The sequence below is a fragment of the Terriglobia bacterium genome, assembly GCA_020073495.1.
In the GTDB taxonomy this organism is placed as follows: Bacteria; Acidobacteriota; Terriglobia; order Terriglobales; family Acidobacteriaceae; genus JAIQFD01.
Map to the genome: position 1 here is coordinate 477,678 of JAIQFD010000001.1, position 14,437 is coordinate 492,114.

16 protein-coding genes are annotated in these 14,437 nt (G+C 64.3%); 5 read left to right on the forward strand and 11 right to left on the reverse strand.

Going from position 1 to position 14,437, the window contains the following annotated elements; genetic code table 11:
- Positions 1 to 62: 62 nt before the first annotated feature.
- The 6 genes from LAN37_02185 to LAN37_02210 are packed head-to-tail and all read right to left on the reverse strand — an operon-like array spanning position 63 to position 3,211.
- Positions 63 to 542, reverse strand: coding sequence for a DUF3592 domain-containing protein (locus LAN37_02185; GenBank protein ID MBZ5646013.1), 480 nt, complete (start codon positions 540 to 542; stop codon positions 63 to 65).
- Positions 543 to 544: 2 nt separating this feature from the next.
- Positions 545 to 670 (reverse strand): CcmD family protein, encoded by a 126-nt coding sequence (locus LAN37_02190; GenBank protein MBZ5646014.1) that lies wholly within the window; start codon positions 668 to 670, stop codon positions 545 to 547.
- On the reverse strand, positions 667 to 1,356 hold the full coding sequence (locus LAN37_02195; GenBank protein ID MBZ5646015.1) for a cytochrome c biogenesis protein: 690 nt from the start codon (positions 1,354 to 1,356) through the stop codon (positions 667 to 669). Before LAN37_02195 ends, LAN37_02190 begins: the two co-directional genes overlap by 4 nt.
- The gene (locus LAN37_02200; protein MBZ5646016.1) at positions 1,353 to 2,027 is read right to left on the reverse strand and encodes a heme exporter protein CcmB; all 675 of its coding nucleotides are present in this window, start codon (positions 2,025 to 2,027) and stop codon (positions 1,353 to 1,355) included. Before LAN37_02200 ends, LAN37_02195 begins: the two co-directional genes overlap by 4 nt.
- Positions 2,024 to 2,707 (reverse strand): ABC transporter ATP-binding protein, encoded by a 684-nt coding sequence (locus LAN37_02205; GenBank protein MBZ5646017.1) that lies wholly within the window; start codon positions 2,705 to 2,707, stop codon positions 2,024 to 2,026. The genes LAN37_02200 and LAN37_02205 overlap by 4 nt, the downstream gene beginning before the upstream one ends.
- Before the next feature lie 15 nt (positions 2,708 to 2,722).
- Positions 2,723 to 3,211: a cytochrome c maturation protein CcmE gene (locus LAN37_02210; GenBank protein MBZ5646018.1), complete on the reverse strand. Its 489-nt coding sequence runs from the start codon at positions 3,209 to 3,211 to the stop codon at positions 2,723 to 2,725.
- A gap of 218 nt (positions 3,212 to 3,429) precedes the next feature.
- On the opposite strand from LAN37_02210, the gene thiC reads away from it, so the two are divergent.
- Positions 3,430 to 4,878, forward strand: coding sequence for a phosphomethylpyrimidine synthase ThiC (thiC, locus tag LAN37_02215; GenBank protein ID MBZ5646019.1), 1,449 nt, complete (start codon positions 3,430 to 3,432; stop codon positions 4,876 to 4,878).
- A gap of 74 nt (positions 4,879 to 4,952) precedes the next feature.
- Here the strand turns inward: thiC and LAN37_02220 are convergent, their stop codons facing one another.
- Entirely contained in the window at positions 4,953 to 7,019 is a 2,067-nt protein-coding gene (locus tag LAN37_02220; GenBank protein ID MBZ5646020.1) for a M28 family metallopeptidase, read from the reverse strand.
- 184 nt (positions 7,020 to 7,203) lie between these two features.
- On the opposite strand from LAN37_02220, the gene LAN37_02225 reads away from it, so the two are divergent.
- Entirely contained in the window at positions 7,204 to 8,556 is a 1,353-nt protein-coding gene (locus tag LAN37_02225) for an MFS transporter (GenBank protein MBZ5646021.1), read from the forward strand.
- Positions 8,557 to 8,582: 26 nt separating this feature from the next.
- On the forward strand, positions 8,583 to 9,113 hold the full coding sequence (locus tag LAN37_02230) for a hypothetical protein (GenBank protein MBZ5646022.1): 531 nt from the start codon (positions 8,583 to 8,585) through the stop codon (positions 9,111 to 9,113).
- On the opposite strand, the gene LAN37_02235 is transcribed toward LAN37_02230, so the two are convergent.
- From LAN37_02235 to LAN37_02250, 4 genes are all read right to left on the reverse strand, one after another.
- Complete coding sequence (locus tag LAN37_02235) at positions 9,114 to 10,079, reverse strand: transketolase family protein (protein MBZ5646023.1); 966 nt, start codon at positions 10,077 to 10,079, stop codon at positions 9,114 to 9,116. It lies immediately after the preceding gene.
- 55 nt (positions 10,080 to 10,134) lie between these two features.
- A complete protein-coding gene (locus LAN37_02240; protein ID MBZ5646024.1) occupies positions 10,135 to 10,992 on the reverse strand; it encodes a transketolase in 858 nt (285 codons plus the stop codon).
- A complete protein-coding gene (locus tag LAN37_02245) occupies positions 10,992 to 11,597 on the reverse strand; it encodes a GAF domain-containing protein (protein ID MBZ5646025.1) in 606 nt (201 codons plus the stop codon). The genes LAN37_02240 and LAN37_02245 overlap by 1 nt, the downstream gene beginning before the upstream one ends.
- Positions 11,598 to 11,703: 106 nt before the next feature.
- Positions 11,704 to 12,618: a patatin-like phospholipase family protein gene (locus LAN37_02250; protein ID MBZ5646026.1), complete on the reverse strand. Its 915-nt coding sequence runs from the start codon at positions 12,616 to 12,618 to the stop codon at positions 11,704 to 11,706.
- 229 nt (positions 12,619 to 12,847) lie between these two features.
- On the opposite strand from LAN37_02250, the gene LAN37_02255 reads away from it, so the two are divergent.
- Entirely contained in the window at positions 12,848 to 13,276 is a 429-nt protein-coding gene (locus LAN37_02255) for an NUDIX domain-containing protein (GenBank protein ID MBZ5646027.1), read from the forward strand.
- A gap of 97 nt (positions 13,277 to 13,373) precedes the next feature.
- Positions 13,374 to 14,090 (forward strand): VIT1/CCC1 transporter family protein, encoded by a 717-nt coding sequence (locus LAN37_02260; protein ID MBZ5646028.1) that lies wholly within the window; start codon positions 13,374 to 13,376, stop codon positions 14,088 to 14,090.
- Positions 14,091 to 14,437 lie beyond the last annotated feature (347 nt).

The following is a 14,437-nucleotide window of genomic DNA, read 5'->3' on the forward strand; positions in this document are numbered from 1 at the left end:
GTCCCGGATCTCCCGTCCGCTTCAGCAACACGATAGCGGAGCGTCCAGTCTGTTTCTGGCAGCTAGCGGTTTCGGGAAGAAAAAAGCCAGATCACCAGACTGATCACAACAAAGATCGCACCCACTCCGCTGACGAAGATGGGGACGGCGAAGAAGTGCATGTTGTAGCCCACCTGCGCCCGGATATCGCGCGGGTCGGCGGGGTTGTAGCGGATGGAGTGGCGGCTGCCGACGGGAAACTGCGCTGCCTGTTTCTCCTTGCGCGCGTGGCTGGTGCTCAGGTGGTTGGAGTGGATGACGCCAATCTGCGGCCGCCCGCTCACTGCGTACGCGAACTGCACTTCGATGTCGTTGAGCGGCCCACTCGGGGTCCCCCGTGTCAGCACACGGCTGCCGACGACCTCGCCCTCCGCCGCCGGCCAGGTGCGCAGGATCCTATACTGCCCCCAATACAGAGGAACTGACAGCCCGAGGAAGCCAAGGAAGAAGATAAAGAGAGCGATGGCAATGATGCGCAGGACCGCGCGCGTCCCGGAGGTCATGCCTAGCGCTTCAGGTCTTCGATCTCCCGCCGCAAGCGTGCAGCCTTGCGTCCCAGGATCAGGAGATAGGAGATGTGCACCACCCAGGTGACGACGTAGGCGGCATAAAGGAAGTACAGCTTGTTCATCGCGCGCCTCCCGCGATGGCCTGCGCCACGTGCGCCGCTTCCACCATATGGCGGGTGCGTTCCAGCTTGTAGCGCAGCCACAAGAGCATGGCCGCGTAGGCGGCGAAGGCCAGGAAATTCATCAGCAGGGCGTGGAGCATGCTGGGATCGATCCCCGATCCCTGGCTGCCGCCCACCACCGGCTGCGGATGCTGGGTGCGGAACCAGCGGATCGCCATGTATACGAAGAGCACGTCCAGGAAGCCGAATACGGCCAGCGCCGCCGCCAGTACCCCGGTCTGGCTCCCGGTGGCGTAGCGGCGCAGCATCAGGTAGCTGACGTAGATCAGCCACAGGACCAGGGTGGAGGTCAGGCGCGCGTCCCAGGTCCACCAGATGCCCCACACCGGCCGCGCCCAGATGGGCCCGGTCAGAAGCACCACGGTGCAGAAGACCACGCCCACTTCCGCTGCCGAGAGGGCGAAGGCGTCGAGCTTCTCGTTGCGGTTTGCCAGGTAGACGATCGAGGCGATGAAGTTAGCGATGAAGCACAGAAACGCCGTCCAGGCCGAAGGCACGTGGTAGTAGAAGATGCGCTGGACGTCGCCCATCGTGGCTTCGGTCGGGGCGGCAACCAGGGCCTGCTGAAGTCCGTAGGAAAGCAGAGCGAATACGATCAGCGAACAAACAATGAATACGGTTCTCATTCGGCGTGCAACACCGTATCGAACAGTAGCAGGCAGATGATGGTGAAAACAAGGTCATAGACCGCCAGGAACTCGAGCGCGAGAATGGGCGAGGATTCTCCGGTGAGGGTGGCCGTGGTGGCGCTGACCATGGCCAGCAGCGCAGGGATCGAGATGGGAAAGAGGAGTAGCGGCAGCATGATCTCGCGCGCCCGGGTGCGCAGCGACATGGCGGCGAAGAATGTCCCGTTCACAACCAGGGCCCAGGTCCCCAGTGCGGCGTCGAGTGCCAGCAGATATTCCGGACCGACGCTGCGCAGGTTGTAGAAAACGACGAACAGCGGCGCCATCAGGCACTCCAGCACCATCACGAAGATAAAGTTGCCGAGGGTCTTGGCGAGGAACAAGGACGCGCCGGGCGCGGGCGAGACGCGGTAGGCGTCCAGCACCTGGTTGCGCAGTTCGCGCGCCCAGGTCTGGTTGAGCGCCACCACCGCCGCGAACAAAAAGGCCACCCACATCAGACCGCCGGCGATGCGTCGCGCCTCTTCCGAGGTCGGCTCAAAAGAAAAGCTGAAGATCACCACCACCAGCAGGGCGAAGAACAACATGGAGTTGATGGCGTCCTTGGAGCGCCACTCCAGGCGGAGATCCTTGGCCAGCGTGGTGCGCAAAACGGCGACGGTGCTCATGATTGCGCCACCGCTTCCGCCGCGCGGATGCCGGGCTCGCGTGCCGCGATCTTGCCGGCCGACATCCACACCGATTCGTCGGCGATGTCGGCGACGTGCACCGCCTGGTGGGTGACGACCAGGACGGTCTTGCCGCTGTCGCGCATCTGCCCCAGCAGGCGGGCCATGGCCTTGGACGATTGCGGATCGAGATTGGAGAACGGCTCGTCCAGCAACAGGACCTTGGGATCGTTCAACGTGGCGCGCGCCAGCGACAGCCGCTGGCGCATGCCCTGCGAGTACTGGCCGACGTAGCGGTCGAGGTCGGGGTCGAGGCCGACGGTGCGGATGGCCTCACGCAGCTTCACTTCGTCCGCCGGCCCATACAGGCCGGCGAAGTAGCGCAGGTTCTCGAGGCCGCTCATCTCGTCGTAGAGCAACGGCGCGTGCGCCATGTATCCGACATCGGCCAGTACCGATCGCAGATCTGAAGAGCCGAGCATGGTGACCGTCCCGCTGGTCGGGCGCGCCAGCCCGCTGATGACGCGCAGCAGGGTGCTCTTCCCCGCCCCGTTGTCGCCGAAGATGGCGTACAGGCGGCTGGCATCGAAGGTGGCGCTCACCTCGCGCAGCGCCGCAAATCGTTCAAATACCTTGGTGACTTTATCGAGAACGATGCGCGGAATGGCGCCGGTGACCAGCTCGTGCCTCGGAGCTTAAGGTGTGGCCCGGTTGCCCTCGGCCGGGCGGGTGTCCTGGGTGGTGTTGATGGGCGCGGTGTTGCCCGCGGGGGCCGTCTGGCCGTCCTTCTTGGGCGTGTATTTCGAGGCGCATTTGGCCTGGAGCATCTTGGCGTGGAAAACGCCGTCGTGGCCGAAGGTGCCCTCAGCCAGCGCCTGGGAATTGTCCACGAACGTGTCGGGCGGGGCTTCGGTGCCGGTGTACTCGACCGCCAGAAGTTTCCCCTCTTCCTCGAGGCTGAACTCGACGTGCGTGCCGCGGCGCTTGATGGAGCCGGGCGCGACGTTGCCGGCAACACGCAGCCGCTTCTTGTAGGCGTCGTCACCCATCTTGTTCAGTTCTTTGATGGTGACGTAGTAGCTCTTGCTCTGCTGCACTCCGGTAAAGGCGAGATACGCGAGCGCTACCACGATGACGCCGATCGCTGCGCCGAACTTCACGAATTTGTTGCTGGAACTCCCCATATCCTCGTTCAACTGTACGTTTCGCAACCCCGCAGGGTCAAGGCGCACGCCCTGCCACCCGCCCGACGTGGGCACATCCGTCCACTGTGATGCGCGACGCTCCCACTCCCGTTAGAGCCGGAAAGGGTTCCGTCCGAAGCAGGCTCAATCGTTTGTGACCCCAGACACAACGCCGCCGTATAATAATGGATTCTAGGGGGAGAAGAGGGATCCCACGTATGAGCGGAAGCAACGGCAGCAACGGGAACAGCCATGGTGTCCCCAAGCCGCGCGCGGAGTGGATCGTGCGCCGCAAGGCCGGCAACAAGGACGGCAATTTTTCCCAGATGCACTACGCCCGGCAGGGCGTGGTGACCGAAGAGATGGAGTACGTGGCGAAGCGCGAGCGCCTGACGCCGGAGCTGGTGCGCGATGAAGTGGCGCGCGGCCGCATGATCATCCCCGCCAATATCAACCATCCCGAGCTGGAGCCCATGTGCATCGGCGTAGCCTCGCTGTGCAAGATCAACTCCAACATCGGCAATTCCGCTGTGACTTCCAACATCGAGGAGGAGCTGAAGAAGCTGCACACTTCGGTGCACTACGGCGCCGACACGGTGATGGACCTCTCCACCGGTGGCGACATCCCCGAGATTCGCAACGCCATCCTGCGGCACTCGCCGGTGCCCATCGGCACGGTTCCGATCTACGAAGCCATCGCGCGCGTGAAGCGCCTGGAGGACCTGACCGCCGACATCATGCTCGAGGTGATCGAGGAGCAGGCGGCGCAGGGCGTGGACTACATGACCATCCATGCCGGCGTGCTCATCCAGTACCTGCCGTTGGTGGCGAACCGCATCACCGGCATCGTCAGCCGCGGGGGCGCCATCCTGGCGCAGTGGATGGCGCACCACCACAAGCAGAACTTCCTCTACGACCGCTTCGAGGACATCTGCAAGATCTTCAAGAAGTACGACGTCTCGTTCTCCCTTGGCGACGGGCTGCGGCCCGGCTGCATCGCCGATGCCAGCGACGAGGCCCAGTTCGCCGAACTGAGGTCGCTGGGCGATCTGACCCGGATCGCCTGGAAGCACGACGTCCAGGTCATGATCGAAGGCCCCGGCCACGTGCCGCTCGACAAGATCAAGGAACAGGTCGACAAAGAGATCGAGTGGTGCTACGAGGCGCCCTTCTACACCCTCGGCCCGCTGGTCACTGACATCGCGCCCGGCTACGACCACATCACCTCGGCCATTGGCGCGGCTATGATCGGCTGGTATGGCGCGTCGATGCTGTGCTACGTCACGCCCAAGGAACACCTCGGCCTGCCCAACGAGAAAGACGTGAAGGACGGCATCATCGCCTACAAGATTGCCGCCCACGCCGCCGACCTGGCGCGGCACCGGCCCGGCGTCCAGGACCGCGACAACGCCCTCAGCTACGCGCGCTACACCTTCGACTGGGAGAAGCAGTTCGCGCTCTCCCTCGATCCGGAAACGGCGCGCGCCATGCACGACGAGACCCTGCCCGACCAGTTCTACAAAGAGGCGGCCTTCTGCTCCATGTGCGGGCCGAAATTCTGCTCTATGAACTACTCCTCAAAGGTGGACGAGTACAACAAGCAGGTCCATGGCCTGGAGAAAAAGGACTATTCGGAGTTGGTGACAAAGATCGCCGGGACGAAGTAGCTAGCAGCTGGTAGTTAGTAGCTAGGAATTGTGAAGGCCGCGCGGGTGCGCGGCCTTTGCTTTTGTGGAAACTGTCATCGGGATTTTTCCAGCACGGCGGCAGCCCGGTTCAGGGCCTCGGCCAGGGCCGCAGCCTGGCGCTGAGCCTGGGCGGCATCGTGCGATTCAAGGGCGTCGCCGACCCCGGGAAGCACCGCCGCAGCGTATCCCGTCAGCCGCCCCGGAGCATAGATTGCGTGACGGAACCACGCCCGTTGCGGCAGGCCGCCGGGAAGCAGTAAGGCGCGCTCCGCCTCGCGCAGCGCGCGGTTCAGGTCCCGGACGTTGTTCCCTGGCTTTTGTTGCAGCGCCGCGATCGCAGCACCCGCCTCGGTGAATCGCCTTGCCGCCGCTGCCGCCGCCGCAAGGGCTGGTGCCCTCGCTCCGAATTCGGCCTCCGCTCGCTTCCGCATCACCTGGATGTAGGCCTCGATCTCGCGGCCATAACTCTCGTACTCGAAGGGGAGGACGTCGGCATCTGCCAGGTGCACGGCCTCGAGACCGAAGATGCGGGCCATCTGCTGCTCGTAGCGGAACTCCGGGTCACCGAATTTCCTGAACCACGCCAGGTTGTCGAATACCGAGTGATACACGCCGTACGACCCGGACGAGGTGATGTCGGTCGCCGGCATCCCCATGTGCTGGAGGAACGGCGTGTAGTCGGAGCCGCTACCCAGGTCGCCCACCGGGACATCGTCCTTCAACTGCACCACGGGGAGGCGCTGCGTGCCTCCCGACACCTGGGGCTCGGGCATCTTCGCCGGAGTCTGCCGCGTGCGCTGCCAGGCGTCGTAGACCGTGCCTTGTCCATCCGCCGCGGGCACGATCTTGGCGATGTCGCGCAGGAATTCCTTCAGGGTCGGCACCGCCGATGCCCCGAAACGCGGCCCTGAAACGGCGGTGTCCATGTTGAGGTACGCGACCCCGCTCGCCAGTTCCGCCTCGTGCTGCTCCACCCACTCGACGGAACCGATCAGCCCCCACTCCTCTGCGTCCCAACTGCCGAAGACAATCGTGCGCTTCGGACGCCAGCCGGACTTCAGCAGAGCGCCGATGCCGTGCACCGCCTCCAGCATCGCCGCCGTGCCGCTGCTCGGGTCCACGGCGCCGTAGGCCCAGGCGTCGCGATGATTTCCCGCGATCACCCACTCATCCGGGAACTCGCTGCCCCGCACCGTTCCGATCACGTTCCAAATGCTGCGGTACGCGTCGTCGTGCTTGAGGTGGATGCGCACCCGTGCCGGCCCCGGACCCACGTGATAAGTGAAGGGCAGCCCTCCTTGCCAGGCGCGCGGAGACTCGGACCCCGCGAGATTTTGCAGGATGGGCGCCGCATCCTCCGCAGACAGCGGCGTGGCGGGGATCTTCGGCATTTCCGCCGACCGCTGCGGCGCGGTCCGTTGGCTCGCCGCCAGTGACGGCAGCGAAGCGATGCCTGGCGTCGTCGGATCGCCGGGAAACTCGAACATGTATCCGATGGATCCGCGCTGCACGCTTGTCGGCGGCCGCCACGGCCCCTTGGGGTAGGTGTCGCCACGGAAGTATCCGTCCTGCTGCGGATCGGAATAAATGATGACGCCCGCCGCACCGCGCTGCTGGGCTACGAAAGGCTTCACGCCGCGGTACGTTTCTCCGTATCGCACCAGCACGATCTTGCCGCGGACGTCCACATTCATCTGGGCCAGAGTGTCGAAGTCCTCGGGACGTCCGTAGTTCGCGTACACGACGTCGGCCTCGACGTCGCCCGAGGGCGCGTACGCATTGAACGCGGCGATCACGCGCGGATCGGCCTGGTAGGCGTCGTCGTCGGTGCGTTCCCGCGTGGGGCCGTGCATGACGACGCCCTTCGGCGCGACCACGTCCACCCGCACTTCGGTCGGAAACGGCAGCCAGACCTTGTACTCGACGATCTCGGTCTCGAGACCGGCCTCGCGGAATTTCTGCGCCACGTAGTCTGCGGTCTTGCGGTCCTCGGGAGTACCGGCGACGTGCGGCGCGGAGGCCAAGACCCGCAAGTGCTCTTCCGCTAGTCCCGGGTCCGGCACTGCCAGGAACCGCCGGTCGATCTCCGCCTCGCGCGCGGGATCCAGGAAGCCGAGCATCGCAGGCCGGGCGCTTTCCTGCGCCTGGGTGGAAGCTTGCTTCGCGGAGGTAGTGGACAGCAGAAGGATGGCGGCCAGGGAAAAGCCTGTGATCCGGTTCAACCGATCCCTCCGTCAGCGCCGCATTCGGTTGGGAGAGTCAAGCCGACAATTTACACTACGAGGAACAGGAGACAAAGCGCGCGTGTCCGGCCCCGACATCCGAGATGGAAAATCCTCCGGCCCGTCCGCGCGCCCCGCCGCCGAGGACCACGGGCAGGCGCTCCAGGCGGTCGCGGTCGAAGAAACGGTCGCGCCGCAGGTCGCTCCCGCTGCCATCGAGATGCCGCGCGTCCTGCGCGCGTTGCGCAATCCCGACTACCGCTACTTCTGGCTCGGCAACTTCCTCTCGAATATCGGCACCTGGATGCAGAACGTCGCCCAGGGCTGGCTGGTGCTGGAACTTTCGAACTCGGCGTTCTGGCTGGGCGTGGTGGGATTCGCCGCGTCGGCCCCGATGCTGATGTTCTCGCTCATCGGCGGTGTCATCGCCGACCGCGTCGACCGCCGCAGCATGATGATCCGCACCCAGTCCGCCATGATGCTCTTCGCCTTCATCCTGGCCGCGCTGTCGTACGCGAAGGTCATCAACGTGCCGGAGATTGTACTGCTGGCCTTCGCCACCGGCATCGCCATGTCGCTGAACATGCCCAGCTATCAGGCGCTGGTGCCGCAGCTCGTGCCCCGCGAAGACCTGACCAATGCCATCGGCCTGAACTCGGCGCAGTTCAACTTGTCGCGCATCATCGGCCCCAGCATCGGCGGATTCGTGATGGCGTGGCTGGGGGTGAGCACCAATTTCCTGCTCAACGGGATCAGTTTTCTCGCATTGCTGCTGGTACTGCTGCGCATGCGCATGCCCACGCCGGAGTTTGACGACTCCAGCGCCACCATGTGGCAGCGCCTCGCCGACGGCTTCCGCTACGTGCTCGACCACCGCCAGATGTCGGCACTCCTCTCCCTCGTGGCGCTGGCCAGCATCTTCGGCATCCCCTACCTGATGTTCATGCCTTACTTCGCGCGCGACATCCTGCACGTCGGCCCGCGCGGACTGGGGCTGCTGCTGGCGTTCTCGGGCTTCGGATCGCTGGGCGCCGCCACCACGGTGGCGTACCTGGGGGTGACCGGCGTCCACCGCCGCGGACGCCTGCTCGTCTCCTCCGGTTCCGCTTTCTTCATCGCCGTGATCCTGTTCACCTTCTCCCGCAACTTCTATCTTTCTTCCGCTCTCCTGGTGGTCGCGGGATATTCCGCCATCCTCATGGTGGCCATCGTCAACACGCTGCTCCAGCACCTCTCGGCCGAGGAGATGCGCGGCCGCGTGATGAGCATCTACACCATGGCCTTTCTTGGATTTGCGCCGGTGGGAAGCCTGATCGCCGGTTCGCTCGCCGGCGCTGTGACTGCGTCCTACGCCATCGCCGGCATGTGCAGCGTGGCGCTGATCGGAACGCTTGCGCTTTACTTTTTCCGTCCGGAATTGCGCGAGCTGAACTAGGCGGCGAAGCCGCTACAATCCTGAACATGACTGCCCTGCGCCGCAGCATCCTCGCGCTCGCGTGCTTCGTATCTCTCGGCACGTGTCTGTCCGCCTGCAACAGGCAGAAGCCGACCACGAGCGCGGGGCACGAACTCGTGCCCAGCGGCGCGCCCGCGCTGCTGATCGACGTTCCGCCGGAGTACAACATCGAGGCGCGCAAAGGGGCGGACTTTGACGTCTTCTACATCCAGCGCGCGAAAACGGAACATGGGGATCCACCGAAGGATGGGATGGGCATTTATGTTGGACACGCGCCCAATTTTTCTCCGCCGCAGGATGCGCGCACCATGTCGGGCACGATCGCCGGCCGGAAAATCGCCTGGTACGCCTGGGAAGACGAGCGGTCCGACCGCACGCTGCTGCGCATGGAGACCCTGATCACCGGCCTATTCACGAGTGAAAAAGAAAAGGCTGGCGGGGCCGCCGTCGACCAAGTCCATATTTTTCTCTGGGCTCCGGGGGACAAGCGTCTCGGCATCCTCAAAGACGCCGCCGAGACCCTGCGGCTCAAGTAGCTACTTGCGCTTCAGCACGCGTTTGACCGCCTCGACGATGTAGGGCGCAGTGAGCCCGTACTTGTTCATGAGCTGATCGGGCGTGCCCGATTCCGCGTACGTGTTCTGGATGCCGACGAACTCCATGGGCACCGGGTGCGACTTCGCGGCGGAGCGGGCCACCCGCGACCCGAGCCCGCCGTCGAGCAGGTGCTCTTCCGCGGTCACGATGGCTCCGCACTCGCTTGCTGCCTTGGCCACCGCCTCATCGTCGATCGGCTTGATGGTGTGCATGTCCACGACACGCGCAGCGATTCCCTCTTCCTCGAGCTGCGCTTGGGCCTGCAACGCATAGCCGACCTCGAAACCGCAGGCGATGATGGCCACGTCGCGGCCCGGGCCGTGCACCTTGGCTTTTCCGATCTCGAAGGTGTCGTTCGGGCCGTAAATGATCGGCGCCTTGGCACGTCCCGTGCGCATGTATGCCGGACCGTTCCACTCGGCCATGCGATGCACCAGCGCCCGCGCCGAAAACTCATCCGCCGGATGCATGACCACGAAGCCAGGGAGGGCGCACATGAGCGCGAAATCCTCCACCGACTGCTGGCTGGGGCCGTCTTCCCCGATGGAGATGCCGCCGTGCGAGCCCACGAATTTCGCATTCACTCTTGGATAGGCGACGCACATGCGGAGCTGGTCATACGCCTTGTCGCACAAAAAGACGGCAAACGACGAAGCGAAGGGGATCTTGCCGGCGAGCGCCAGCCCGCTGGCGATGCCCACCATGTTCGCCTCGGCGATGCCGGCAGTATAGAACCTGTCGGGGAACTTCTCCGCGAACTTGGCGCTGAAGGTGGATTTTGCCAGGTCGGCGTCGAGCGCCACCACGTTCGGGTTGTTTGCGCCCAGCTCGGCCAGCGCCTGCCCGTAAGCTTCGCGCGTCGCCAGGCCCATCTTCAGCTCGAACTTGTTGGGCGTCGCTTTCATGGTTGTGCGGGATCCCGCGGACACCGCCGCTGCGCTCGCTTCCACGTCGCCTCCGCTATCCTGCTGCCTGCAATTGCCGTCCGACCGCTTCCAGCTCTTTCACGGCGGCTTCCACTTCCTCCGGCTTGGGTGCCACGCCGTGCCACTTGATGTTGTTCTCCATGAAGGAGACGCCCTTGCCCTTGGTCGTGTTGGCGATGATGACCGTAGGCTTGCCGGTGGCGGCGCGCGCTTCCTGCAGCGCCGGCAGCACCTGGTTGATGTCGTTGCCGTCGATCTCGATGGGGCTCCAGCCGAACGCCAGCCACTTCTCCGCCAGAGGCGACAGGTCCAGGATCTTCGCGGTGAAGTCGTCGAGCTGCTGCCGGTTGTTATCGATGATGACCGTCAGGTTCGACAGCTTGTGGAAGCCGGCGAACATCGCTCCCTCCCAGATCTGCCCTTCCTGGCTCTCGCCGTCGCCGATCATCACGAAGGTGTGGAAGTCCTTCTTGTCCAGGCGCGCGGCCAGCGCCATGCCGATGCCGATGGAGACGCCCTGTCCCAGCGAGCCGGTCGAAGCCTCGAGGATGGGCAGCATGCGCTTGTCGGGGTGTCCTTGCAGCGGCGAGCCCAGTTTGCGCAGTGTGCTCAACAGCGCGGGGTCGATGTAGCCGGCCTCCGCGTAGGTGGCGTACAGCACCGGACAGCCGTGCCCCTTGGAGAGGATGAAGCGGTCGCGGTCCGGCCACTGCGGGTTCTTCGGGTCGTGCCGCAGCACGCCGCCAAAATAGAGCGCGGTCAGGACCTCTACGGCCGACAGCGACCCGCCCGGATGCCCGCTTCCGGCGGCGCCGATCATCTTCACGATGTCGATGCGCATGCGGTTGGCGATGCGCTTCAGCTCATCTACCGACGCAGTTCGATTTGTCATTACCGGGGATTCTCTCCTGCCGCCACTTTGCGGGAGCGCTCCATGGGCCTTTCCGAACTCGGCTGGTAGCCGCGGACCTCGGCGGGCTGCGCGCTGCCTTCGCGGAACTTGCGCACGATGTACTTGCCTTTGCCGGTCAGGAACAGCGCCAGCTTTCCGGCCACGTTTTTCAACAGCACGCGGTCTTCGCCGCCGAATGCGTCCATCTGGTCGCTTTCCGCGTCCAGCACGCCGATCACGCGCCCCGCGATCTTGATGGGCGTCGCGATCTCGGACGTGGTTTCATGGAAGCAGCGGAGGTAAGCCTGGTCGGCGCTCACGTCGGGGACGACGCGCACCCTGCCGTCCTGCGCCGCCGAGCCCACGTTGCCGCGTCCCAGCGCGATCGACGCGCACGGCTCCTGCTCCGCCTCCGGCCCACGGAACGCCGCACGTACCGCCTGCTTTCCCATGACCAGATAAATGCCGACCCAGAAATAATGGCGATCATCGTGGAGGATGCGGGTGATTTCCTGGAGCGTCTTCGTGTGCTGTACCGGCTTATCGCCGGCAATGGCTCGCTCAACGGCTGCGAGTACGTCGCGGGCGGAGCGATAGCTTTTCATCCACGGTCCTGAGGAGGGAATCTAAGGGAACGCACGTAGTTTAACCGGGGTGTATAGCTCGGTCAACGATATGCGACTGCATCTTTTTTGGGTGCCATGACCAAAACTACAGTGCCGCCGGCTGCACCCGGCCCGCGGGCATGTGGACCGGCCGAGGCTTGGGAGGAGACCACTGCCGGATCGCGGGCAGCGCCTCGCGCGCCACTTTCTCCCCGATCTTCACCAGTTCCCGGGAGCGGTCGAAGCAATCGTAGGGGAATCCCGCCACGTCCGGCTCGAGCACGAGGTCGGCGTCTTTTTGCCAGATCTCCGACATGTTCGCCTGCGCGATCGAGAAGCACTGGCCGATGACGTCGAAGACGTGCCGCGGCCCGTCGGTGCCATCCATGAGGTTGGATCGCAGGAACACCGCGATCACGTGGCTAGCGCCATTTTTTCGCAGCGGCGCGGTCGGCACCGCGTGCGCCAGCAGCCCATCCACAAGCAGCCGGCCGTCGATCTCGACAGGAAGGAACAGGCCGGGATAGGCGCAACTCGCGCGCACCGGATCGATCAGCGGCCCGCTGCGGAACACCACCCCCTCCCCGGTACGGAAGTCGGTCGCGGTCACCGCCAGCGGGATGCGCAGCTCCTCGAAGGTCTTCACTTTCAGCAACCGCTGCAGCAGAGGGGTCATGCGGTCGGTGGAGGCAAATCCGAGGCGCGACACTGTCCAGCGGGCGAAGTCGCGGAAGCGCACCTGCCCCGCCATCTCTTCCAGTTCCTGGGCGGAGAGGCCGCTGCAATACGCAGCGCCGACCAGCGCCCCTACGCTGGTGCCGGCGATGAAATCGATGGGGATCTGTTCTTCTTCCAGGACCTTCAGCACGCCGAGGTGGGCCATCCCGCGGGCGAATCCCCCGCCCAGCGCCAGGCCCAGCGTGGGCCGCTTCTGCGGATTCGGTGCCGATTCTTCGACAGGGCGGGTCAGCTCGCGATGGAATGCGCGCGCCGATCGCCCCAATCGTACAAGGATGTTCACTTTGGCCCTCACCCCCAAACACCCGGAACCCGGGTGTTTTCCATCATCTGGTAGGATGCCGCAGCTTGTCCTTATGGTGCAGCATACCTCATGTCGTCCAGCGAAAAAGTAACATGCAGGCTGCCGTCGCAATCGAAAGTAACCATGCGGCGGATGTCCGGAGGCAACCGTGGCGCGTGAGGTTTCGTCGGGCGGAGTGGTCGTGCGGCACATGCGCGGGGGTTGGTACATGGCTGCCATCGAACCCGCCGGGAAAGGGCCCCGGCAGCGTCCCGGCAAGAGGCCCACCAAGGGCGTCTTGGCTCTTCCCAAGGGCTTGGTGGACAAGGATGAAAAGCCCGAGCAGGCGGCCATCCGCGAAGTCCGCGAGGAGACCGGGATTGAAGCCATCCTCATTCGCAAGCTCGGTGACATCAAGTATGTTTACGTTCGTTCCTGGGGGGATGGCGAAAAAGTGTTCAAGGTAGTCAGCTTCTACTTGTTGAAATACTCAGCGGGGGAGATCGGTAACATCTCGCCCGCCATGCGCCAAGAGGTCAGCCGCGCCGAGTGGATCCCGCTCGCAGAAGCCAGCAATTTGCTGTCCTATAAAGGTGAACGCGACATGGCTGCCGCCGCGCTCGCCCACATCGAAGCGCACCCGGACCTGGCGACATGAATTTGGGAATGGCGATTTGTGATTTGTGATTTGCGCCAACCCTCAGAGCTTCGAAAATCACAAATCAATAATCACCAATCGCAAACCAGGAGCCCCGATGCCCCGCCACAAGAAACACATCCCCCGCCACGAGCACATCGAGCGCCACTTCACCGGCGGCGAGACCGTCCGCGACGTCGTCATCGGCATGTCCGATGGCCTGACCGTGCCCTTCGCCCTGGCCGCCGGGCTTTCCGGCGCGGTCACCGGCACCCGGGTCGTGGTCATCGCTGGGCTGGCCGAGATCGCCGCCGGCTCCATCGCCATGGGGCTGGGCGGATATCTCGCCGCACGCTCCGACGCCGAACATTACGAAAGCGAGCGAACCCGTGAAGAACGCGAGATCGTCGAGCTTCCTGACGAAGAACAGCGGGAGGTGGTGGAGATCCTAAAGACCTACGGCATGAGCGACGAAGAGGCGCGCCCGGTGGTCTCCGCCATGGCCAAGCGTCCCAAGGCGTGGATCGATTTCATGATGCGCTTCGAGCTCGGTCTGGAAAAACCCGACCCCCGCCGCGCTCTGACCAGCGCTTCCACCATCGCCGGCTCCTACATCGCCGGCGGCATCATTCCCCTTGCGCCGTACATGCTCCTCGAGCGCGCGCACTCTGCGCTCGGCCTTTCGGTGGTCGTGACCTTGATCGCGCTGGGAATCTTCGGTTACATCAAGGGCCGCTACACCGGCGCCCGGCCCTTCCGCGGCGCGGTCCAGACGGTGGTGATCGGTGGCCTGGCCGCGTCGGCTGCCTTTGGCCTGGCACGTTTATTTTCCTGAACCTGGCCGCCGGACCACCCGAAAGGCCTTGTTCTGAATTCAGAACAAATCCAGGCCTCGTGTCCCGCGGGTGCCAGGCGGCAGTAACTTGCTGCTGCGCTTCGCGGGAATCAATCCGCTCTTTTCCCGCCCAGTTGCGTTGTGCAAACCGGGACCGGTTCGGCTGCTGGCGGTTCCCGGCGTTAGCAGACTCGGGGGCCTGCGCGCCGACTCGTCCGGCGGCCCGAACCGGGCCCGGACGTCGCGTGACGACGGACACATATTCGTGTGATTTATGTCACATGCACAATTCCTGCAACACTCTGCAAGCAAAAGATTTATTTCATTTTCCACTTGACTGAATGAAT